General features: G+C 72.7%; 17 protein-coding genes. 10 read left to right on the forward strand and 7 right to left on the reverse strand.

Annotated elements, in window-relative coordinates; translation table 11 throughout:
• Positions 1 to 66 precede the first annotated feature (66 nt).
• Positions 67 to 768, forward strand: coding sequence for a TVP38/TMEM64 family protein (locus LPU61_RS13320; RefSeq protein WP_229405058.1), 702 nt, complete (start codon positions 67 to 69; stop codon positions 766 to 768).
• A gap of 103 nt (positions 769 to 871) precedes the next feature.
• On the opposite strand, the gene leuS is transcribed toward LPU61_RS13320, so the two are convergent.
• Entirely contained in the window at positions 872 to 3,709 is a 2,838-nt protein-coding gene (gene leuS, locus LPU61_RS13325) for a leucine--tRNA ligase (RefSeq protein ID WP_229405059.1), read from the reverse strand.
• A gap of 484 nt (positions 3,710 to 4,193) precedes the next feature.
• Here leuS and LPU61_RS13330 point away from each other — a divergent pair, with 484 nt between their 5' ends.
• From LPU61_RS13330 to LPU61_RS13340, 3 genes are all read left to right on the forward strand, one after another.
• The gene (locus LPU61_RS13330; protein WP_229405060.1) at positions 4,194 to 5,249 is read left to right on the forward strand and encodes a MoxR family ATPase; all 1,056 of its coding nucleotides are present in this window, start codon (positions 4,194 to 4,196) and stop codon (positions 5,247 to 5,249) included.
• Positions 5,250 to 5,251: 2 nt separating this feature from the next.
• Positions 5,252 to 6,550: a DUF58 domain-containing protein gene (locus LPU61_RS13335; RefSeq protein WP_229405061.1), complete on the forward strand. Its 1,299-nt coding sequence runs from the start codon at positions 5,252 to 5,254 to the stop codon at positions 6,548 to 6,550.
• A gap of 67 nt (positions 6,551 to 6,617) precedes the next feature.
• On the forward strand, positions 6,618 to 9,095 hold the full coding sequence (locus LPU61_RS13340) for a DUF3488 and DUF4129 domain-containing transglutaminase family protein (RefSeq protein WP_043967277.1): 2,478 nt from the start codon (positions 6,618 to 6,620) through the stop codon (positions 9,093 to 9,095).
• Positions 9,096 to 9,264: 169 nt separating this feature from the next.
• Here LPU61_RS13340 and LPU61_RS13345 read toward each other — a convergent pair whose 3' ends face one another.
• A complete protein-coding gene (locus LPU61_RS13345; protein ID WP_308102566.1) occupies positions 9,265 to 10,338 on the reverse strand; it encodes a helix-turn-helix domain-containing protein in 1,074 nt (357 codons plus the stop codon).
• Between the two features lie 325 nt (positions 10,339 to 10,663).
• On the opposite strand from LPU61_RS13345, the gene LPU61_RS13350 reads away from it, so the two are divergent.
• The 6 genes from LPU61_RS13350 (at position 10,664) to LPU61_RS13375 (ending at position 15,195) form a co-directional block, all read left to right on the forward strand.
• The gene (locus LPU61_RS13350; protein WP_229405063.1) at positions 10,664 to 11,503 is read left to right on the forward strand and encodes a helix-turn-helix transcriptional regulator; all 840 of its coding nucleotides are present in this window, start codon (positions 10,664 to 10,666) and stop codon (positions 11,501 to 11,503) included.
• The gene (locus LPU61_RS13355; protein WP_043967274.1) at positions 11,500 to 11,679 is read left to right on the forward strand and encodes a DUF397 domain-containing protein; all 180 of its coding nucleotides are present in this window, start codon (positions 11,500 to 11,502) and stop codon (positions 11,677 to 11,679) included. Before LPU61_RS13350 ends, LPU61_RS13355 begins: the two co-directional genes overlap by 4 nt.
• A gap of 610 nt (positions 11,680 to 12,289) precedes the next feature.
• Positions 12,290 to 12,601: a transposase gene (locus LPU61_RS13360; RefSeq protein WP_229405064.1), complete on the forward strand. Its 312-nt coding sequence runs from the start codon at positions 12,290 to 12,292 to the stop codon at positions 12,599 to 12,601.
• Positions 12,598 to 13,524 (forward strand): IS3 family transposase, encoded by a 927-nt coding sequence (locus tag LPU61_RS13365; protein ID WP_229405065.1) that lies wholly within the window; start codon positions 12,598 to 12,600, stop codon positions 13,522 to 13,524. Before LPU61_RS13360 ends, LPU61_RS13365 begins: the two co-directional genes overlap by 4 nt.
• A gap of 219 nt (positions 13,525 to 13,743) precedes the next feature.
• Positions 13,744 to 14,259: a hypothetical protein gene (locus LPU61_RS13370; protein WP_144420374.1), complete on the forward strand. Its 516-nt coding sequence runs from the start codon at positions 13,744 to 13,746 to the stop codon at positions 14,257 to 14,259.
• Positions 14,260 to 14,286: 27 nt separating this feature from the next.
• A complete protein-coding gene (locus LPU61_RS13375) occupies positions 14,287 to 15,195 on the forward strand; it encodes a hypothetical protein (RefSeq protein WP_229405066.1) in 909 nt (302 codons plus the stop codon).
• A 273-nt stretch (positions 15,196 to 15,468) separates the two neighbouring features.
• Here LPU61_RS13375 and LPU61_RS13380 read toward each other — a convergent pair whose 3' ends face one another.
• The 5 genes from LPU61_RS13380 to LPU61_RS13400 all read right to left on the reverse strand — a co-directional run bounded on the left by LPU61_RS13380 (position 15,469) and on the right by LPU61_RS13400 (position 22,825).
• Positions 15,469 to 15,867 (reverse strand): DUF3040 domain-containing protein, encoded by a 399-nt coding sequence (locus LPU61_RS13380; protein WP_043967266.1) that lies wholly within the window; start codon positions 15,865 to 15,867, stop codon positions 15,469 to 15,471.
• A gap of 115 nt (positions 15,868 to 15,982) precedes the next feature.
• Complete coding sequence (locus LPU61_RS13385; RefSeq protein WP_043967265.1) at positions 15,983 to 17,242, reverse strand: DNA polymerase IV; 1,260 nt, start codon at positions 17,240 to 17,242, stop codon at positions 15,983 to 15,985.
• Positions 17,243 to 17,301: 59 nt separating this feature from the next.
• Positions 17,302 to 18,522 (reverse strand): alkaline phosphatase family protein, encoded by a 1,221-nt coding sequence (locus tag LPU61_RS13390; protein ID WP_229405067.1) that lies wholly within the window; start codon positions 18,520 to 18,522, stop codon positions 17,302 to 17,304.
• Positions 18,519 to 19,286, reverse strand: coding sequence for a methyltransferase domain-containing protein (locus LPU61_RS13395; RefSeq protein ID WP_229405287.1), 768 nt, complete (start codon positions 19,284 to 19,286; stop codon positions 18,519 to 18,521). The genes LPU61_RS13390 and LPU61_RS13395 overlap by 4 nt, the downstream gene beginning before the upstream one ends.
• A gap of 65 nt (positions 19,287 to 19,351) precedes the next feature.
• Positions 19,352 to 22,825 carry an error-prone DNA polymerase gene (locus LPU61_RS13400; RefSeq protein WP_229405068.1) on the reverse strand — a complete coding sequence of 1,158 codons (3,474 nt, stop codon included), beginning with the start codon at positions 22,823 to 22,825 and terminating at the stop codon, positions 19,352 to 19,354.
• Positions 22,826 to 22,929: the final 104 nt, after the last annotated feature.

Below are 22,929 nucleotides of genomic sequence, written 5' to 3' on the forward strand. Positions count from 1 at the left end.
GGCCGCCCGGCGGCCGGCTGGATGCGTGGACCGTCCCCACCGACACGGGCTCCGGCCCGCCCGCGCATGACCCCCGCCGCCCGGCGGCTGCTCCCGGCCGTACGGCGGCTGCTCGGGCAGCCGGCGGCGCGCCGGTTCGCCCTGCTGTTGCTCCTGCTCGCCGGGCTGGCGGCGCTGCTGCCGGTGCTCCCCCGGCCCGAGCCGGCGGCGCTGCCCCGGCTCGCCGACTCCCTCGGCGGGTACGCCCCGGTCGCCGCGATCGTCGGCGGGGCGCTGCTGCTGGTCGCCCTGGTGCCGCGCACCTTCGTCACGCTCGCCGTCGGCGCGATCTTCGGCCCCCTCGAGGGCGCGGCGTACGCGCTCGGCGCGGCCCTGCTGGCCGCCGCGCTCGGCTTCGCCGTCGGACGGGCGTTGGGCCGGGAGTTCGTCGCCGAACGGGTCCGGGGGCGGCTCGCCCGCCTCGACGGCTGGTTCGCCCGGCAGAGCGTGCTGGGGGTCGCCACGGTCCGGCTGCTGCCCATCTCCGGGTACGGGCTGGTCAGCTACGGATACGGCACCACCGGCGCGCGGGTGCTGCCGTACCTCGCCGGCAGCGTCCTCGCCTCCGCCCCGACGGCGTTCGGCTACGCGGCGCTCGGCGCGGCGGCCACCTCCCCCGGCGACGTCAACTGGTACGCCGCCGCCCCCGCGAGCCTCGGCCTGATCGCCAGCGCGGTGCTGCTGCACCGCTGGTGGCGCGCGGAACGCCGCCGCCGCGCCGCCGCCTGACGCGACCGCGCCGCCGCCTGACGCCGCCGCGCCCCCGCCAGCGGGGCGTCAGGAAGGGGCCCCTGCTATGCAGAATGCGTCAACAGGGGCCCCTCCTTGCACCTCAGGCGACGACCGAGACCATCCGGCCCTTCACCACGATGACCTTGCGGGGCTCCTTGCCGGCCAGCGCGCCCGCCACCGCCTCCAGCGCCGCCGACCGCACGTCGTCCTCGGACGCGTCGGCGCTCACCTCGATCCGGCCGCGCACCTTGCCGTTGATCTGCACCGGGTACGTCACCGTCTCGGCGACCAGCAGGGCCGGGTCGGCGGTCGGGAAGTCCGCGTACGCCAGGGAGGTGTCGTGGCCCAGCCGCCGCCACAGCTCCTCGGCGACGTGCGGGGCGAACGGGGCCAGCATCAGCACCAGCGGCTCGGCCACCTCGCGGGGGGTGGCCGGCAGGCGGGTCAGCGCGTTGGTCAGCTCGATCAGCTTGGCGATCGCGGTGTTGAACCGGATCCCCTCCATGTCGCCCCGGACCCCGTCGACCACCTTGTGCAGCAGCCGCCGGGTGGCCTCGTCGGCCGGGTCGTCGGTGACCCGCGTCGCGCCGGTCTGCTCGTCGACGACGGCCCGCCAGACCCGCTGCAGGAACCGGTACGACCCGACGACCGCCCGGGTCTCCCACGGGCGGGACACCTCCAGCGGGCCCATCGACATCTCGTACACCCGGAAGGTGTCCGCGCCGTACGCGGCGCACATGTCGTCGGGGGTCACCACGTTCTTCAGCGACTTGCCCATCTTGCCGTACTCGCGGCGCACCTCCTCCTCGCCCAGGAACCAGGTGCCGTCGCGCTCGACGACCTCCTCGGCCTGCACGTAGGAGCCCCGGGCGTCGGTGTACGCGTACGCCTGGATCATGCCCTGGTTGAACAGCTTGCGGAACGGCTCGAAGCTGGACACGTGGCCCAGGTCGTACAGCACCTTGTGCCAGAAGCGGGCGTACAGCAGGTGCAGCACGGCGTGCTCGGCGCCGCCGACGTACAGGTCGGTGCCGCCGCAGTCGCCCTCGGCGCGCGGGCCCATCCAGTACCACTCGTTCTCGGCGTCGACGAACCGGTCGGCGTTGGTCGGGTCCAGGTAGCGCAGCTCGTACCAGCAGGAGCCGGCCCACTGCGGCATCACGTTGGTCTCGCGGGTGTAGCGCTGCGGCCCGTCGCCCAGGTCCAGCTCCACCTCGACCCAGTCGCGGCGGCGCGACAGCGGGGTCTCCGGGTTGCTGTCGGCGTCGTCAGGGTCGAACGTCTTCGGCGAGAAGTCGTCGACCTCGGGCAGCTCGACCGGCAGCATCGACTCGGGCAGCGCGATCGCCGCGCCGCTGGCGTCGTAGACGATCGGGAACGGCTCGCCCCAGTAGCGCTGGCGGGAGAACAGCCAGTCGCGCAGCCGGTAGGTGGTCGCGCCGGCGCCGTGGCCGTTGGCCTCCAGCCACGCGATGATCGCCGCCTTGGCGTCGGCGACCCCCAGGCCGTTCAGGTCCAGGCCACGCTCGGGCGCGGCGCTGTTGATCGCCGGCCCGTCCCCGGTGTACGCCTTGCCGGCGAAGCCGTCGGCCGGCTGCACGGTACGCACGATCGGCAGCTCGAAGACCTCGGCGAACGCCCAGTCCCGCTCGTCCTGCGCCGGCACCGCCATGATCGCGCCGGTGCCGTAGCCGGCCAGCACGTAGTCGGCGATGAAGATCGGGATCTGCCCGCCGGTGACCGGGTTCGTGGCGTACGCGCCGACGAAGACGCCGGTCTTCTCCTTCGTGTCGGCCTGCCGCTCCACGTCGGTCTTGGCCGCCGCCGCCTTGCGGTACGCCTCGACGGCCGCCCGGGGGCTGGCGTGCCCGCCGGTCCAGGCGTCCCGCGTGCCGTCCGGCCAGGCGGCCGGCACCAGCGCGTCGACCAGCTCGTGCTCGGGGGCCAGCACCATGTAGGTGGCCCCGAAGATGGTGTCCGGACGGGTCGTGAACACCCGCACCGGGCCCCGGTCGGTGGCGAAGTCGATGTGCGCGCCCGTGGACCGGCCGATCCAGTTGCGCTGCATCAGCTTGATCGGCTCGGGCCAGTCCAGGGTGTCCAGGTCCTCCAGCAGCCGGTCGCCGTACGCGGTGATCCGCATCATCCACTGCTTCAGGTTGCGCTTGAACACGGGGAAGTTGCCCCGGTCGGAGCGGCCGTCGGCGGTGACCTCCTCGTTGGCCAGCACGGTGCCCAGCCCCGGGCACCAGTTCACCGGCGCCTCCGAGACGTACGCCAGCCGGTGGCCGTCGACGACCGCCCGCCGCTCGGCGTCGGTCAGCTCGGCCCACGGCCGGCCGTCCGGCGTCGGGCGCTCGCCCGCGGCGAACTCGGCGATCAGCTCGGCGACCGGCCGGGCCTTCCGGGCGTCCGCGTCGTACCAGGAGTTGAAGACCTGCAGGAAGATCCACTGGGTCCAGCGGTAGAAGTCGGTGTCGATGGTGGCCACCGAGCGGCGGTCGTCGTGGGCCAGGCCCAGCCGGCGCAGCTGCGCCTTGTACCGCTCGATGTTGGCCACGGTCGTGGTGCGGGGGTGGGTGCCGGTCTGCACCGCGTACTGCTCGGCGGGCAGGCCGAACGCGTCGAAGCCCATCGCGTGCAGCACGTTGCGGCCGGCCATCCGCTGGTAGCGGGCGAAGCAGTCGGTGCCGATGTAGCCCAGCGGGTGCCCGACGTGCAGGCCCGCCCCCGACGGGTACGGGAACATGTCCAGCACGTACAGCTTCTCCGCGCCGGCCCGGGGGTGGCCGGGGTCGGCCAGCGGCCCGGTCGGGTTCGGGGCGTGGAAGGTGCCCTCCCGCTGCCAGGTGTCCTGCCAGCGCTGCTCGATCTCCTCGGCCAGGGCCGCGGTGTACCGGTACGGGGGGATGTCGCCCGCCGCAGTTGCCTCACTCATCGTCTCTCCTCGTTCGCTTCGTCGCGGCGTCGCCGGGCCGGGTCCGGCGGTGTCGGCCCGCCGACCGGGCCGGCGATCCCGGCTCGCCGGGCCGGCCCGGCGGAGGGCACAAAAAAGCCCCTCGCGCAGGAGGGGCCGCCGTGCTGTCGCGCGTCAGCGCATCAGCACGGCCCGGTAAGAAGCAGGAAGACTCCGGCCATGTCGGGCAGTGTACCCCGCCGGTCCGCCGGGCACGCGGCCCGCCGCCGCGAGGTGGGACGCGGGACACCCCTCTCACGCTGGGTGACGATGCGTTTCCCCCGTCGGGCGAATATTCCGGGCGTAACCGACCGACTTCCTGCGGGGTTCGGCGTTCACGACAAACATGGTTAGCCTGAGAGGCCAGTGAGATTTCTGCGGCAGACGAGGCTCTCCCGTCGCGAACCCAACGGCGGGTCCAGGTGCTCTTAACAGAGCTGCCGTCGTGGCGACGAGGAGGAGGCCCGTGACACAACAGACCTGGGACGAGGTGGGCGGTCTGCTGCCGCACGACGAGTTCCGCGCCGCCAGCGAGGCCATCGTGGCCAACATCGAGCAGGTCATCGAGGGCAAGACGGCCACCGTCCGGCTCGCCCTGGCCGTCCTGCTCGCCGAGGGCCACCTCCTCATCGAGGACGTCCCGGGCGTCGGCAAGACCAAGCTGGCGAAGGCCCTCGCCCGGTCGATCGACTGTTCGGTACGGCGCATCCAGTTCACCCCCGACCTGCTGCCCAGCGACGTCACCGGCGTCAGCGTCTACAACCAGGAGACGCACGACTTCGAGTTCCGCCCCGGCGCGGTGTTCGCCAACCTGGTCGTCGGCGACGAGATCAACCGGGCCTCGCCGAAGACCCAGTCCGCCCTGCTGGAGTGCATGGAGGAGCGGCAGGTCACCGTCGACGGGGTCACCTACCAGCTGCAGACGCCGTTCATGGTGATCGCGACCCAGAACCCGATCGAGATGGAGGGGACCTACCCGTTGCCCGAGGCGCAGCGCGACCGGTTCACCGCCCGCATCGCGATGGGCTACCCGGGGCCGGAGGCCGAGCTGGCCATGCTGGACGGGCACGGCGCGGCCGACCCGTTGCAGGAGCTGCGGCCGGTCTCCGACGCCGACACGGTGCGCCGGCTCATCGCCACCGTCCGCGAGGTGCACGTCGCCGACGCCGTGAAGCAATATGCGGTGGACCTGGTCACCACCACCCGGGAGGCCCCCGACCTGCGGCTGGGCGCGTCGCCCCGGGCCACCCTCCAGCTGCTGCGCACCGCCCGCGCCGTCGCCGCCCTGGAGGGGCGCGACTACGTCCTCCCCGACGACCTGCAGGCGCTCGCGGTGCCGGTGCTCGCCCACCGGATCATCCCGACCGCCGACGCGCAGCTCGCCCGGCGCACCACCGACGCGATCGTCGCCGAGCTGGTGCACCGGCTGCCGCTGCCGCACGACCGCCAGCGTTCCCCGTACGACAACCGGCCCGCCGCCGACGGCAACGGCCGCGCCCCGTACGAGCCGCGGAGGCGGTGAACGTGCGCGACGGGCTCCGGGGCCTGACCACCCGCGGCCGCTCGTTCCTGGCCGCCGCGCTCGCCGCGGCGGTCTCCGCCGTCATCCTCGGCGAGAAGGACCTGCTCCGGGTGGCCGTGCTGCTCGCCGTCCTGCCGCTGCTCGCCGCCGCGTACGTGGGGCGCAGCCGCTACAAGCTGGCCTGCAACCGGTCGCTGGACCCGCACCGGGTGCCGGTCGGGGCCAGCTCCCGGGTGGTGCTGCGGTTGCAGAACATGTCCCGCCTGCCCACCGGCACGCTGCTGCTGGAGGACCGGCTGCCGTACGCCCTGGGCAGCCGGCCCCGGGTGGTGCTGGAGCGGCTCGGCGCGCACCAGGCCAGCTCCGTGGCGTACACGGTCCGCGCGGACGTGCGCGGCCGGTACGAGGTGGGCCCGCTGGTGGTCCGGCTCACCGACCCGTTCGGGCTGTGCGAGCTGACCCGGTCGTTCCCCAGCGTCGACCAGCTTACGGTGATCCCGCAGGTCACCCCGCTGCCCTCGGTCCGGCTCCCCGGCGAGTACGCGGGCAGCGGCTCCAGCCGCGCCCGGTCCGTGGCGGTGCACGGCGAGGACGACGCGGCGACCCGGGAGTACCGGATGGGCGACGACCTGCGCCGGGTGCACTGGAAGTCGACGGCCCGCACGGGCGAGCTGATGGTCCGCCGCGAGGAGCAGCCCTGGGAGAGCCGGGCGACGGTGGTGCTGGACACCCGGGGCTACGGCCACCGGGGCGACGGCCCCACGGCGAGCTTCGAGTGGGCGGTCTCCGCGGCGGCCAGCATCGCCGTGCACCTGCGCCAGGCCGGCTACAAGCTGCGCCTGGTCACCGGCGACGGCGCGGACGTCGACGCCACCGAGGCCGCCGGGGACGGGCTGCTGCTCGACCAGCTCGCCGAGGTCCGCCTCGACCCGCGCGGCGACATCACCACGCTGGTGCGGCAGGTCCGCCAGCGCGGCGACGGCGGCCTGATCATCGGCCTGTTCGGCGCGGTGAGCACCGCGGAGGCGGAGCTGCTCGCCGGCCTGCGCGGCAACGGCGCGACCTGCGTCGGCTTCCTGCTGGACAGCTCCACCTGGCTCCACCTCGCGCCCCGGGCCCGGGCCGAGGCCGACCACGCGCACGGTGCCGCCGCGCTCGCCCTGCTGCAGAGCGGGTGGCGGGTCATCGGGGTCGACCACGGCGCGCGGCTGCCCGCGCTGTGGCCGCAGGCCGGCCGGGGCTCGCAGGGGTTCGCCCTGCGGGCCGCGCTGGCCGAGACCGTGGCCGGCGGCGTCAAGTGACGATCCGCCGGGTCGGGCGCACGTGCCGGCCCGCCCCGGCGGGAAGATGACCCCGAAAGGCTCCCCCGTGACCGCGACCCGCAACCTCGGCTTCGTGGCCGCCGCCGCGACCCTGCTGGCGGCCGCCCCGCTGTCGGCCATCTTCGAGCGCTGGACCTGGCTCATCCAGGCGGCCATCGCGGTCACGGTGGTCGCCGGGGTGGCCGCGCTGACCCGGCTGGTCCGGGCCCCGCTGTGGGGGCAGGTGCTGGGCATGCTCGGCGGGTTGACGCTCGCGCTGGCCTGGCTCTTCCCCGCCGGCACCGAGCTGGTGGCGTTCCTGCCGACGCCGAGCACGTTCGCCCACTTCGGCGAGCTGCTGAGCGCGTCCGTGGTGGACATGCGCTCGTACGGGGTGAAGGTGCCCGACACCGACCCGCTGCTGTTCGTCAGCGTGCTCGGCATCGGCGGGGTGGCCGTGGTGGTGGACGTGCTCGCCGTCGGCCTGCGCCGGCCGGCGCTGGCCGGGCTGCCGATGCTGGCCATCTACTCGGTGCCCGTCGCCGTCTACGTCGACAGCGTCCCCGCCGTGCCGTTCGTGGTCGGCGCGGCCGGCTACCTGTGGCTGCTGGTCACCGACAACGTCGACCGGGTCCGCCGGTTCGGCCGCCGGTTCACCGGCGACGGCCGCGACGTCGACGTGTGGGAGTCCTCGCCGTTGGCCGCCGCCGGGCGGCGGCTCGCCGTGGTCGGGGTGGTGCTGGCGGTGGCGCTGCCGCTGGCGGTGCCGGGGATGACCGGTGGCCTGCTCAACGCCGTGGGCGCCGGGACCGGCACCGGGTCGGGCAACGGCCAGGGCGGCAACCCGGGCCGCATCGACCTCTTCGCCTCGCTGAGCGGGCAGCTCAACCAGTCCGAGGTCTACGAGATGGTCACGGTGACCACCAACGAGCCGAACCCGTTCTACCTGCGCTACGGCGTCGCCGACGAGCTGCGGCCCGACGGCTTCCGGGTGCGCAACCCGACCGGCCGGCCCGTCACCCGGGACCTGCCCGACCCGACCCAGCGCTCCGGCACCGGCAACGGCGTCGAGCGGACGCGGTACCAGGCCACCGTGGAGGTCTCGAAGAACCTCAACATGCCGCTGTTGCCCGCCTACGCCGAGCCGGTGCGCACCGTGGAGCTCAGCGGCAACTGGCTCTACGACCCGAACCAGCAGGTGGTCTTCTCCAACCGGGAGAACTCCCGCGGCAAGCGCTACTCGTTCGACTACGTCCGGTCGACGTACACCCCGACGGCGCTGCGGCGGGCCCCGTCGCTGCCGTCGGACCACCCGATCCGGCTCCAGCAGACCGCCACCCCGCCGGTCGAGCAGGTCGACACCCTGGTCGCCGACCTGGTGCGGGGCCGCAGCACCGACTACGACAAGGTCCGGGCGATCTACGACCACTTCTCGGCGGACAACGGCTTCACCTACAGCCTGACCACGAAGGGCGGCACCAGCGGCCAGGACATCGTCGACTTCCTCAACAACAAGGCCGGCTTCTGCCAGCAGTACGCGGCGGCGATGGCGTGGCTGGTCCGGTCGGCCGGCATCCCGGCCCGGGTGGCGTTCGGCTTCACCAACGGCACCGGCCGCACCGACGAGGGGTACGTGCTGACCAACCGCAACCTGCACGCCTGGACGGAGGTCTACTTCGACGGGATGGGCTGGGTGCCGTTCGACGCCACCCCGGCGTACGGGGTGCAGGGCTCGACCCGCTCGGCGTGGGCCCCGGACACCGACGCGCCGGAGCCGGCGGCCACCGAGCCGGGCGCCCCGGCCGCCCCCGACGACTCGGAGGCGGCGCCGGAAGCCACCGACCCGGACGCCGCCGACCAGGACACCGACGCCGGCCTGGCGGTCGGAGCGAACGATCCGACCCGGCAGGCCCCGGTGTGGCCCTGGTGGACGGCCGGCGCGCTGGCGCTGCTGGCCCTGCTCGCCGCGCCGGCGCTGCTGCGGATGGCGCTGCGCCGCCGGCGGGCCGCCCGGCCGGCGGTGACGCTCGCACCGGCCACGGTGGACGCCGGCGCGGGCCCGGCCGGCGAGGCGGGGCGACCGGTCACGGTGGTGCTGGACCCCGACCGGGCGCGGGCGGACGCGCATGCCGCCTGGGACGAGCTGCTCGACACCCTGGTCGACTACCGGGTCCGGGTGGACCGGACGGAGACGCCGCGGGCGACCGCCGAGCGCCTCGTCACCGAGGCCGTCGGTGAGGACGCCTCCGCCGCCACGGCGGTGCGGCTGCTGGGCCGCGCCGAGGAACTGGCCCGGTACGCCCGCGCCCCGCTCGCGGGCGGGGAGCTGCACCCGGCGCTGCGCGCCGTCCGGAGCGCGCTCGCCACCCGGACCGACCGGCGGACGCGGCTGCTGGCGGCGGTGCTGCCGCCGTCGGTGCTGCTGCGCTGGCGCACCGCGCTGGGCAACGCGTCCTCCCGGCTGGTGGCCAGGACGGGCGACGCCCGGTACCGGCTGCTGCGCTGGAGCCCGCGCCGCCTGCTGGCCACCCGCACGGGCCGCTGACCCCCTGATCAGACAACTACGCCCATCTCGTCGGCCAAGCGCAGGACGTCGAAGCCAGGTGCCGCCGACCGGCGCAGAAGGGTGGCAAGCAGGTCGTGGCCCTGCCGGCGGTGGCGAACCTCCGCCTTTGCCGCCCGGTCGGCGCCCACTATCGCCTGGCCAGCAGCTTTCAGGTCGCCCACCTGCATGAACCCGTTCGCCGCGTCAAGCAGGTAGGCAGCCCGATGCTCGGGGGCAACCGTCGAAATGCGGTGGCGTTGACGAGCCGCTGATGGACGACGAGATCAAGTACGCCAGGATCGAGTTCGATCGTCGCCACCACACGGGCCAACGCGACGGTGACCGGGCCAAAGACGGTCCGATAATGGTCTTGCCCGTCACCGATGATCGCCGCCGCCCTACCAGCCCGGTCGAGCAGATCGGCGACGCTGTCGGCGTGCCCAAGGCCAGCAGCGCCCCGGGCGGCCACGAGGAGCAGCGTTCCGTATACCGACAGAGCATCGGCAGGAGCGTCGAGCGGACCTGACGGGACGATCCGGTGGGCCAGCGCGATTCCGATCTCCATGGCGAGCCGGGCCTGCCCCTGGGCGAGCAACACGCGCCCAAGCTGGGCGGCGCAGGCACCCACCAAGAGCTGGTCGTCGGCATTCTGGCTCGCGGCCAGCGCCCGGTCCGCCGCCACCCAGGCCAGATCGTTGATGTCGGCCTTGCTCAGCACGATCGAGGCAATCTGGTACGCCTCGGCCAAGCGCTGTACGGCTTCCGGGGCAGCCGGGTCAGCCGTCCGAACCTGCTGTGCCCCGCATAGCAGCTTTGGCAGCGACCGGATCAGGTCGAGGTACTTGGCGTGTTGGCAGGCCAGCCAGGCGTGGTCGACGGCTTTAGCCAGATCCCCGAGGGTAGGCACGGAATGATCGGGCCAGAGTTGGACCGGCCCCCAACGAACCAGAACAGCCCGGACCTCGTCGATGTTGGCCCGGCCCAGTAGCTCGTCCGAGCTTGCCTCCCGCTTGGTCTCCTTGCTGAGCAACAGTCGTAGATCAACCCGGAGCCCATCAGCGACGGCCTGCAGACTGGACAACTTGTCCAGCCTGCGGACACCCCGCTCTACCTTGTCGACCCAACTCTTCGACTTGCCGATCGCGTCGGCAAACTGCTGCTGCGACATGCTTCTCCGCCCACGCCAGTAGGCAACCCTGCGACCGATCGGCAGCTCGTGCACCGACGACTCCCGGGCGGTCACCCCTCCTCACCCGGCCAGTGCCCTCGCTTGATCGGGAGGCGATGTCTCACCCGGCACGGCAGGTCGCGGCCACATCGGCACGTCACCCGCTTGAGGATGCGGTTCCACGCCGGCCCGTGCCGGCGAGCCAGGGTCAGGGCCACAGCCGCGATGAACTGGTCGTAGGTGATGCGTCGAGGCATGACCCGTCCCCTCATCTTCGCACGCAACATACCGCTTCAGTCTTTTTGCGCGCGCACTTTGTAGGGGGCAACGAGTCACATCCGTTGACGACACGCCCGCATCGGCGGGCTAGCGAGAACGGGAGGCGAGGCAAGATGGCGCCATGCAGAGCCCGACGTTCCTGCGGTTTCAACTTGGCGCGCACCTCCGGCGAGCGCGCGAGAAGGCCGACGTGACCACCGAACAGGCAGCTAAGATCATCGAGGTCTCTCCGAGCACCCTGCGCCGCATCGAGCAAGGCCGGGTCGGCCTCAAGGGACCCGCGTTGAACGCGCTGCTTGACCGGTACGGCATCACCGACGCCGAACTACGCGAGACGTTGCTGTCCATGGCGCGAAGTGGCAAGCAGCGTGGCTGGTGGGCGAAGTACGGCGACCTGCCGAACTCTTACCGGCAGTACATCGGGCTCGAATCTGCGGCGGCCGAGATCCAGAACTTCGAGACCTTGGTGGTACCCGGCCTGCTGCAGACCACCGACTACGCCCGCGCAATCACCATCGCTGACGCATCCCAGCCAACTCCCCAGGCGGTGGAGGAACGAGTTGCCGTCCGGATGGAGCGACAGAAGCTGCTGACCGAAGAGCGCCTACGCCTTGCGACAGTCATCGACGAGGCAGTCCTGCATCGCCAGATCGGCGGGCCCAAGGTCATGCAGACCCAACTCACGGCGCTACTCGATGCCCAGAAGCGATGGAACGTCACTGTCCAGGTCATCCCCTTCCGCGAGGGCGCCTACGCCTCGATGCTGTCGAGCTTCCACATCCTGAGCTTCGCCGAAGGCCCAGGGGTGGTCTACATCGAAGGATTGACCGGTGACCTCTACGCTGAAGGCGAGGACGTACAGAGGTGCACTCGGGTCTTCAACAGCCTGCGGGCTGCCGCCCTGTCGCCTACTGCCTCAACTGGGATCATCAAGAAGCATCTTGACAAGGAGACGCGATGAGGGCGTTGGACGACCAGTGGCGCACCAGCACCCGCAGCGGCGGCAACGGTGCTTGCGTAGAGGCCCGGTACACCGACCACAGCGCCCAGGTGCGCGACAGCAAGGACCGGCAGGGGCCGGTGCTGTCGTTCAGCCCGTCCGCTTGGACCTCATTTGTCGACGCGCTCAAGCGCTGACGCTTTTCATTGGCCACACGGAGTTCTTCCTTCTATGACATTGATTTCGCGTTGGAGCTACGACTTTACGGGAAGAGGGTTACTTCTGTGGCAATGCCGCCAAAGCTGCACCTTGAAGAGAGCTGCGGTGCGTTCGAATGCGACTTCAAGCTGCGGCTGATCGCAGCCGAGTCGGCGATCCATACGGCATTGAGGCGCAGAAGCTAGGCCGCTCTCGCGCAGCGACCCATCAGCCTCGGAAAGGCAATCAACCTCGACGCAACACGCTGCGCAGCGCACGGGAGAATCATCCGCAAACATCCAACCAGCAAAGGCTCATCGCGTGCACCCGTCACTCCGTGCCAGAGAAAGCCATAAGTTGGACTGCCACGCTGTCGGCTGACCCGCGCGACTACGAAACCCACCCTGCGGCCCTTGTAATTAATGATCCACTGAGGTGCCCCTGCCAGCATGCCGACCACCTCATTCGAGGCATACTCCCACCCGCCAACAACGCTGCGCCTCCACGAATGCGAGCAACAAGATATACCAAACACTCTCCAACCTTGAGGTTCCCCCGGTAGCTCGGAGGCTTTCGATCATGCTCTGATGGAGCTGAAGGGAGTCATCCGTGGCACCACCGAAGAAGTACCCCGATGAGCTGCGTGAACGTGCGGTGCGCTTGTATCGGGAGTCGGACCCGAAGCCCGTGATCCGCCAGCTGGCCCGCCAGCTTGGGGTGCATCACGAAGCGTTGCGGAACTGGATCAGCCAGGACGAAGCCGACCGCGGCCAGCGCGGCGACCGGCCCACCACTTCCGAGGTGGAGGAGCTGCGCCGGCTACGGCGGGAGAACGCCGAACTGAAACGGGCCAACGAGATCTTGAAAGCCGCCTCGGCTTTTTTCGCCTCGGAACTCGACCCGACCCGGCGACGGTCATGACGCTCGTCGACGAGCTGAAAGACCGCTTCGGGGTCGAGCCCATCCTCCGGGTCTTCAACGTGGCTGTCTCCACCTACTACGGCTGGCGCGCCCAAGCCGCGAAGCCGTCTGTCCGGCGACGCGAGGATGCGGAGCTGGCCGTGGAGATCGCAGAGATCCACGACGTGTCGGGCGGCACCTACGGCAGCCCACGAGTGCATGCGATGTTGCGTCGGCAGGGCCGGCAGGTGGGGCGCAAGCGGGTCGAGCGGCTGATGCGTACCGCCGGCCGGCAAGGGGCGTTCCTGCGCAAGAAGTGGCGCATCCCGTCCACCCGGTCGAACCCGAAGGCGACACCGGCTCCGGATCTGGTCAACCGGCAGTTCACCGCCGCCGCGCCGAACCGGCTGTGGGTCGCCGACGCCACCCGCATCCCCTGCGGGCAGGGCGTGTTCTGGCTCGCCGCAGTGCGCGATGTCTTCTCCAACCGCATCGTGGGCTGGCGCTGCTCCGACCGCTGCGACACCGACCTGATCCTCGGCGCCCTCGAATACGGCATCTGGTCCCGCGACGTCCACGACGGCCAACTGATCCACCACTCAGACCGCGGCTCGAACTACACGTCCTTCCGCTTCGCGCAACGCCTGGCCGACAACGGCATCCTGCCCTCGATGGGGTCGGTCGGCGACTCGTTCGACAACGCCCTGATGGAGAACTTCTGGTCCACCCTGAAGATCGAACTGGTCTACCGCAACTCCTGGCGGACCCGCGACGAGGCCGAGAACGCGATCTTCACCTACATCGACGGCTGGTACAACACCCGCCGCATCCAGGAAGACCTCGGCTGGCGATCCCCAGACGAGTACGAAACCGCCTGGCACGCCCACCAGGCCCGACAAGATGAGACGGCTATCGTTCAGCCTGAGCCCACCGGCGCCAGGTAACCAACCCTCCGGCAAACCGGGGGAACCTCAACCTTGAAGAGCCGGACTTCGCTTGACACCCCATGATGGGCGTGAATCACCAGCTCACACAGCCAGGGATCCTTGCTCATCATTTCCTCCTAATACAACGCGTGACTTTGAGGTACGCTGCTCTCTTGACGGAACCCCACACATGTCGCCTTGCCATGCAGAGGTAGGAAGCACTTGTCTGTTCACACCATGCGCCACCGGCTCGCCGCGACAGCAGTTGCTGTACTCGGCGCAGCCGCCTGCCTGGTTGTCGCTAGTCCCGCCCAGGCCGCGTCCGGATACCTGTACGTTGGCCCATCACCCTCATATGGGTTCTACAACCAGAACGACACATCCGATCTGCTGCGCGTGATGGCCAACCCGACCGGTGCCGTGCCCAGCGGCAAGTGCCTGGACATGTGGTACGACTGGAACCGCGAAGGCAGTCACTACGACGCACGCATGGCGCGCTCCTGCCGGCCGGCCTTCTCACGCGACAGCGGCAACACGTACGAGTCCACTGACGTGTCCGGTTTTAACAAGCTCTTTAGCTGCTACGGCAACAACAACGCGACCACCAGCGGTACTTGTGAGGTGACGATCGGCGCGCCGTCCTCGGTCCTCCCCAGCATTCCGAACAACTGCACCCGCTCATGGTGGCTGACCTCCAGCGGCACATACCAGTACGACCCGGGCGGCTCCTCGTCGACCTCCTGCTCGTCCTGACCAATCATGAAAGGAGCCACCCGCCCGATGACCAACCGTCCCCGTCGCATGGCTGCAGCGGCCGCCGTCACCCTCGTTGCACTGACCGGCTGCGCGCAGCCCGGAGCGCCCGCCGCCGCACCGGCCGGCGTCGACGCCGCAACCCTGCTGTCTACTGTGCTCGACCAGGTGTACGGCACGCCGCAACAACGTCAGGCCGGCCAGGAACGGATGTGGCTCACAATGCAGTCCGCAATCGCCGCCTGCGCTCTTGCCAAGGGCGTCGTATACGGCGTCACCCCGTACCAACCGATGCGACCACCCACCGAGCCCGCCCCCGGAGATCTGCTCGGATTCGCTCCGCAGCGCGCCGACTTCGGAGTAGCCGCCCGTATCGAGATGCTGGCCAGGAGGGGCGAGACTCCGAACCCGGGCCTGCCCGCCGCAGCGGACGCCCAGGGTGGCTGGTTCACCACCGTTGAGTCCTGCCAAGGCGCGGCCACCGCCGGGGAAAGGCTCAGCGTCCCCGACGGACAGGAGGAGCTGGAGGCCAAGCTGGTGGACCTGCTCGGCCAAGTCCAGCAACAGGTCGCACCAGACCTGCCCGGCCAGTACGCCAACTGCATGAAGACGGCCGGGATCGACGCCGGCGACCTGTCCGAGGCGTACATAAAGGTCGAACAAAATTTCCCGCCCGTATCGTTCGAAAGTCCGTCGGACCCAACCGCCCTTCCAGAATGGGCGGACGCCGTCGCATTCGAGAAGAAGGTCGCCGCCGCCGACTGGGCCTGCCGTGAATCGCGGGTAGGCGAGGTCATTGAGGCCGCCGCAGCCGACCTGCAGCAGTTCACCACCACCAACGCCACCCGACTCACTCAGGTCGCCGACGGCTGGAACGCGATGCCCGGCCTGGCGCAGACCCTGCGCGTCACCATCAAGACAACCACCGCGAAGTAGTCCCAGCGAACACGGCGCGGCAGCACGCCCTGAGTGGGCAGGGGGCCGCGCCGTCGCCGGGCGCAGCGGCTGCCAGCGGCTTTTTCACTGCTAGACCCGTGCAATGGTCGAACGGCCATCGGCTGCACAGACAGAAGAAGCCGGCTTGTTCCAGGGCACCGTAAAAGCCCGCACGGCCCCGGTGCGGGCAGGAAGCAGCGGCCCGCCGTCGGCGGGCCGGATCGACGTGGTCCCGCCGGGCCGGCGGGACCGAGGATCAGCGGTGGTACCGGGTCAGCGGTGCCCCTCCGGGCGCTGCCGCCACCGGTCCTCCATCCGATCAACGAACGACGACCGCCGGCCGGACCGCCCGCGCGGGCGGCGTCGGCTGGTGGTCGTCCCCCCGACCACGTGCAGGTCGGGGGACTGCGCCTTGCGGTGCGACTGCACCGCGTACGCCGCCGAACCCAGCATGATGACGAAACCCACCACCGCGAGCGGTGGGGTCTTGATCACCGCACCGTAGACCAGTAGAGCCAGGCCAACGATGATCGCGCCGGCAGCGACGAGCAGACGACGCCGCGCGTGGAAGCGCGGATCGCTGGCACGCACGGCCGAGGCGAATTTTGGGTCCTCGGCAAGCGACCGCTCGATCTGCTCGAACAGCCGCTGCTCGTGCTCCGAGAGCGGCACGGCACTCCTCCCCGGTCACGCTGGTCGGCCCGGTCGGACCGACAGACCGTGGCAGCCAACCGGCTGCTTAACGACAAGTCTACGAGGGGGGTCGCGCGTCGGAAAGCGGGACGACCTATGGGCGGGGCGGATTTTCGTTTCGCCCGGGATCGCGCCGGCCGAGCAGGCTCGCCGGACCTATGACGGAACGCCCGAATCGGGCGGCGGCGGCGTCCGCCACGGCCTCCGCCTCCCGCCAGCCGCGCTCGGGAGCGCCCAGCGTCAGCTGCTGCGGCGTCTCGCCCGCCGGGGCGAGACCCTCCATCCGCACCCCGACGAGGCGAATCCGCTCACCGGGGTCGAGGACGGTGTAGAGGGCCCACGCCGTGTCGAACATCTCCCGCGCCGTGTCGGTCGCCACGTCGAGGGTGCGGGACCGGCTGACCGTGCGGAAGTCTGCCGTGCGCACCTTGATCGACACCGTGCGGCCGACCTGCCCGGCCCGGCGCAGCCGGGCGCCGACCTTCTCGGCGAGGGCGAGCAGGGCCCGCCGGATCTCCAGCGGGTCGGCCACGTCCGCGTCGAACGTCACCTCCGCGCCGATCGACTTCTCCACCTGCTCGGGGCTGACCCGGCGCGGGTCGCGCCCCCAGGCCAGCTCGTGCAGGTGGGCCGCGGCGGCCTCGCCGAGCGCCTTGCGGAGCATGCCGCGCGGCGCCTCGGCCAGGTCGCCGATGGTGGCCAGACCGAGCCGGCGCAGCGTCTCGGCGGAGCGCTCCCCCACGCCCCATAGGGCGTCGACCGGCAGGGGGCGCAGGAAGTCGAGCACCCGGTCGGCCGGCACCACGAGCAGCCCGTCGGGCTTGGCCCGGGTGGAACCGAGCTTGGCCACGAACTTGCTCGGCGCGACCCCCACCGAGCAGGTCAGCCCCTGCTCCTCGGCGACCCGGGCGCGGATGCCGCGGGCGATCTCGGCGGGCGGCCCGAACAGCCGGCGGGCCCCGGCCACGTCGAGGAACGCCTCGTCGAGCGAGAGCGGCTCGACCAGCGGGGTGACGTCCCGCAGGATCTGCATCACCGCCCGGGAGGCCGCCGTGTACTGCGCGAAGTCGGGCGGCAGGTAGACCGCGTGCGGGCACAGCGCCCGGGCCCGCATGATCGGCATGGCGCTGCGGACGCCGTACCGGCGGGCCTCGTAGCTGGCGGCGCTGACCACGCCGCGCGGGCCGACCCCGCCGACCACGACGGGCCGGCCCCGCAGCTCGGGGCGGCGGCGCACCTCGACCGAGGCGTAGAAGGCGTCCATGTCGACGTGCAGGATCGGGCTGCCGGAGTCGTCGCCGTCGGGCCCGAAGCGCGGGTCGCCGCCGCGCGGCAACGACTGACTGCGACCCATGCCCGCAGGCTAGCCCCCGGGTACGACACGCCGCGGCCCCCGGGGCCGCGCCGCCAGGATCAGCCGCGCACCACCAGCAGCGGGATCGTCATCTCGGCGGCCGTGTCCGACCCGTGGTAGGCCACCAGGCGGGAGTCCATGGGATGCTCCGAGCGGGTGGCGACCACGGCGGACGTGCCCCGGCAGACCACCACCACGTCGCCGATGCGGCCCAGGTGCGCCTCGGGCACCGGCCCGAACCAGCCGGTCGCCACCGCCTCCTCGCGGCGCAGCACCCGGGCCGCGTCGCCGAGCACGGCCGACCAGGCGGCCACCACGTCCTCGGCCGCGCCCGGCGCGACGTGCAGGTAGCGGACCCGGGGCTCCCCGGCGAGCACCCGCACCCCGGCCCGCAGCCGGTCGTCGGCGTCGAAGTCGATCCGGTCGGCCTGCGGCACGTCGAGCTGGCCGTGGTCGGCGGTGACCAGCAGCGCGGCGTCCGGCGGCAGCCCGTCGACCAGCCGGGCGAGCAGCGCGTCCACCCCGGTCGCGGCGGCCCGCCACGGCGCCGAGTCGACGCCGGAGAGGTGACCGTGCCGGTCCAGGCCGGGGTGGTAGCCGGAGACCAGGGTCGGCCCGGCCCCGGCGTGCAGCGCGGTCAGCATCGCGGTGGCCAGCGCGGCGGCGTCGGCGGCGCCCCGGTAGTCGCCGCCCCGGTTGGCGGCGAGGGTCAGCCCGCTGCCGGCGTACTCGGGGCGGCTCACCACGGTCACCGCCACCCCGGCGGCGCGGGCGCGTTCGAGCTGGGTGGCGACGGGCTGCCAGCGCAGCGGCTCCGGGTCGCCGGTCCACTCGATGTGGCTGAGCACCCGGTCGGTGTCGGGCACCCGCACCCGGAACCCGAGCACCCCGTGCGCGCCGGGCGCGGCCCCGGTGCCCAGCGTCACCAGGCTGGTCGGGGTGGTCGACGGGAAGCCGCAGGTGAGCGGGCGGCCGACCGTCGCGGCCAGCCCGGCGAGGGTCGGGGCGTGCGGGGCGGCGGTGGGGATCTGGTACCAGCCGAGCCCGTCGACCAGCAGCACCGCGACCCGCCGCACCCCGGCCAGTGCCGGCGTCAGGCCGAGCAGGTCGACGGCCCCGGGCACGCCGAGCACCGCCAGGGCGCTGGGCAGCACGTCGGCCAGGCTCGCGCCGCCGTAGCGGGGCGGCACCGGGGCCAGCGGATCGGCGGGCGGGCGCGGGGGCGGGACGGCGGCCCTGCGCGCGGGCTCCCCGGGCGGGGGCGGGACGGCGGCGGTCATGCCGGGCGGCGGGCGAAGAGGTGCAGCTGGGCGGCGAGGTCCCGGTACGGCGGCCGGGCGGCCAGGGCCCGCTCCAGCTCGACCACGGCGGCCTGTTGGCCGTCCGCGACGGCGGCGGGGAGGAGGTCGGCCAGGACGCGTACCCCGTGGATCTCCTCGACCGTGAGGCCGGCGGAGGCCAGCAGCGCGGCGGCGCGGTCGGCGTCGTAGCGCCGGCGCAGGGTGTCGCGGGGGCCGGCGGTGCCGGCCGGGTCGGCGGCCAGGGCGGCGGCCACGTCGAGGTGGCCGTTCATCGCCCGGCCGAGCACCGCGGCGGCCTGCCCGGCCACGAGCACGCTCGCTGCGCCGCCCGGGTGCAGCGCGGTGACCAGCGCGGCCACCACGGGCGCGGGGTCGTCGACGACCTCGAGGACGGAGTGGCAGAGCACCAGGTCGACGCTGGCCGGCTCGACCAGCCCGGCGAGGGCGTCGCCGTCGCCCTGCACGGCGCGTACCCGGTCGGCGACCCCGGACTCGGCGGCCCGGCGGGTGAGCGCGGCGAGCGCGTCGGGGCTGGCGTCGACCACGGTGACCCGGTGCCCGGCCTGCGCCAGCGGCACGGCGAAGCCGCCGGTGCCGCCGCCGACGTCGAGGACGGTGAGCCGGTCGCCGGCGCGGCGTTCCAGCTCGGCCCGGAGCACCGACCAGATGACGGCGGTACGGGGGGTCAACGGCGGGCCGGTGAACCGGGCACTGGTCTGCTCCACACGGTCGAGCCTAGTCAGCCCCGGCGGTGTTCACAGGGGGCCCCTGCTCCACCGGAGCCGTCAACAAGGTGCCCCTCCTCTCCTCAGCGGAAGTCGCGGGAGGCCGGGGCGACCGGCGGCTCGATCGGGTCGAGCCGGTCGGCGGTCAGGTTGGTCACCCCCTCGTGCCGCTGCAACCGGCCGCGCACCACCAGCGCGGCGCTGGTGCGCGCCACCTTCCGGTAGCGCTGCCACAGCCCCGGCGAGCAGGTGACGTTGAGCATGCCGGTCTCGTCCTCCAGGTTGAGGAAGGTGACCCCGCCGGCGGTCGCCGGCCGCTGCCGGTGGGTGACGATCCCGCCGACGCGGATCCGCCGGCCCGGCTCCACCCGCCCCAGCCGGGCGATCGGCACCGCGCCGAGGGCGTCGAGCCGGTCGCGCAGGAACCGGGCCGGGTGGCTCTCCGGCGACAGGCCCGTCGCCCAGACGTCGGCGACGAGGCGGTCCACCGCGTCCATGCCGGGCAGCGTCGGCGCGGTCGCGCCGGTCACCGTGCCCGGCAGCCGGCCCGGCCGGTCCTGGGCGGCCGCCCCGGCGGCCCAGAGCGCCTGCCGCCGGGTCAGCCCGAAGCAGGCGAAGGCGTCGGCGGTGGCCAGCGCCTCCAGCTGCGCGGCCGGCAGGCCCACGCGCCGGGCCAGGTCCGGCATGTCGCGGTACGGCCCGTGCGCCGCCCGCTCCGCCTCGATCCGCTCGGCCACCCCGTCGCCGAGGGTACGCACCCCGCCCAGCCCGAGCCGCACCGCCGGACCGCCCAGCCCCCACGCGTGCGGCGGCTCGCCCGGCACGCTGCCCCACCGGGTGTCCGGGGTGGACTCCAGCACGGCCTTCGCGCCGCTGGCGTTGACGTCCGGCCGGCGCACCTCCACCCCGTGCCGCCGCGCGTCGTCCACCAGGGTCTGCGGCGAGTAGAAACCCATCGGCTGGGCGTTGAGCAGCGCGGCCAGGAACGGGCCCGGGTGGTAGCGCTTGAGCCAGGAGCTGGCGTACACCAGGTAGGCGAAGCTCATCGCGTGGCTCTCCGGGAAGCCGTAGCTGGCGAACGCGGTGAGCTTGCGGTAGACGTCGTCGGCCAGCTCGCCGGCGATGCCCCGCTCGGCCATCCCCGCGTAGAGCCGGTCGGCGATCCGCGCCATCCGCTGCACCGACCGCTTCGCCCCCATGGCCCGGCGCAGCTGGTCGGCCTCCGCCGCGTCGAAGCCGGCCAGGTCGATGGCGAGCTGCATGAGCTGCTCCTGGAACAGCGGCACGCCGAGGGTCTTCTCCAGCGCGTTGCGCATCAGCGGGTGCGGGTACGCCACCGGCTCCTGGCCGTTGCGCCGCCGGATGTACGGGTGCACCGAGCCGCCCTGGATCGGGCCGGGCCGGATCAGCGCCACCTCCACCACCAGGTCGTAGAACTCGCGGGGCTTGAGCCGGGGCAGGGTGGCCATCTGGGCGCGGCTCTCCACCTGGAACACCCCCACCGAATCGGCCCGGCAGAGCATGTCGTAGACCTCGGGGTCGTCGAGGGTCATGTCGCCCAGGTCGAGGGTCTCGCCGATCATGTCGTAGCCGTAGTGCAGGGCCGAGAGCATGCCGAGGCCGAGCAGGTCGAACTTGACCAGCCCGACGGCGGCGCAGTCGTCCTTGTCCCACTGCAGCACGCTGCGGCCGGGCATCCGCCCCCACTCCACCGGGCAGACCTCGATCACCGGCCGGTCGCAGATCACCATCCCGCCGGAGTGGATGCCCAGGTGCCTCGGGAACGTCTGCAGCTCGTTCGCGTACGCCACGACCTGCTCGGGGACGTCCTCGGCGTCGACCGCGGCGACCGAGCCCCAGCGGTCGATCTGCTTGCTCCAGGCGTCCTGCTGGCCGGGCGAGAAGCCGAACGCCTTCGCCACGTCCCGCACCGCCGAGCGCGGCCGGTAGGAGATGACGTTGGCGACCTGGGCGGCGTGCTCCCGGCCGTACCGGGCGTAGACGTGCTGGATCACCTCCTCCCGGCGGTCGGACTCGATGTCCACGTCGATGTCGGGCGGCCCGTCGCGCTCCGGGGCGAGGAACCGCTCGAACAGCAGCCGGTGCCGCACCGCGTCCACGTTGGTGATCCGCAGCGCGTAGCAGACCGCCGAGTTGGCCGCCGACCCCCGGCCCTGGCAGTAGATGTCCTGCTCGCGGCAGAACGCGACGATGTCGTAGACCACCAGGAAGTAGCCGGGGAAGCCCAGCTCGTCGATCATCCGCAGCTCGTGGTCGAGCTGCGCGTACGCCTCCGGGTGCGCCCCGGGCGGCCCGTACCGCTCGTGGGCCCCGGCCATGGTCAGCTCGCGCAGCCAGCTCATCTCGGTGTGCCCCGGCGGCACCGGGTACGCCGGCAGCTTCGGCGCGACCAGTTGCAGGTCGAACGCCAGCTCCGCGCCGAACTCGGCGGCCCGCGCCACCGCACCCGGGTACGCGGCGAACCGCGCCGCCATCTCCGCCCCGTCGCGCAGGTGGGCGGTGCCGGCGGCGGGCAGCCAGCCGTCGATCTCGTCGAGGCTGCGCCGGGCCCGCACGGCGGCCAGGGTGGTGGCCAGCCGGCGGCGGCCCGGGGTGGCGTAGTGCACGTTGTTCGTGGCCACCGTGGGCAGCCCGGCGGCGCGGGCCAGCTCGGCGAGCGCGTCGTTGCGGTCGCCGTCGACCGGGTGCCCGTGGTCGGTCAGCTCCACCGCCACCGTCTCCGCGCCGAACAGCGCGGTGAGCCGGTCCAGCTCCCGGGCCGCCGCGTCGACGCCCGCGGTGAGCAGCGCGGCCGGCACGTGCCCCTTGCGGCAGCCGGTGAGCACCAGGACGTGGTCGCGCAGCTCGGCGGCGACCTCCTCCAGCTCCCCGTAGTCGGGGCGACCCTTCTGGCCGCCGCGCAGCTGAGCCCGGGAGATGGTGGCGGCGAGCCGCGCGTATCCCTCGTGGCCGTGGGCGAGCACCAGCAGGTGCGCACCGAGCGGGTCGGGCTCGCCGTTCTGCGGGCCGGGCAGCCCGAGGGACAGCTCCGCGCCGAAGACCGTCGGCAGGTGCAGCGCGCGGGCCGCCTCGGCGAAGCGCACCACGCCGTAGAAGCCGTCGTGGTCGGTGACGGCGAGCGCGGTGAGCCCGAGCCGGGCCGCCTCCTCGGCCAGCTCCTCGGGGTGGCTGGCCCCGTCGAGGAAGCTGAAGTTGCTGTGCGCGTGCAGCTCGGCGTACGGCACGGCACCGCTGCCCGGCCCGCCGCCACCCGGGCCGCCGCCGGTGCGGGGTGGCTCCGGCGGGGTGTACCGGCCCCGGCGGCGGCTCCAGGCGGGGCCGTCGCCCCCATCGGCGTCGACGGCGAGGGGATCCACCACGGGTGGGTCCACGGCCCACAGGTGCCGCCCGCCCGCGCCGCCCTGCTCTCTGCTCCGACCCGCCTCACCGCCCCGCCCCGTCCCGGCCCGCCCTGACCCGGCCGGACCCGGCCCGGCCCGGCCGGAGAGCACCCGCTCCAACTCCCCCCACCCCACGCCGGGATTGTGAAAGCTCACCGCACACCCCGAGCCACGGAGATCTTGGAAGTTTCCGGCCCCTGGAGGGGCCACGAACTTCCAAGATCGGTCGGCGACGGCGGCAGGGTGGGGGTGGGGCGGCG

The organism is Micromonospora sp. NBRC 110038 (genome assembly GCF_020884815.1).
In the GTDB taxonomy this organism is placed as follows: domain Bacteria; phylum Actinomycetota; class Actinomycetes; order Mycobacteriales; family Micromonosporaceae; genus Micromonospora; species Micromonospora haikouensis.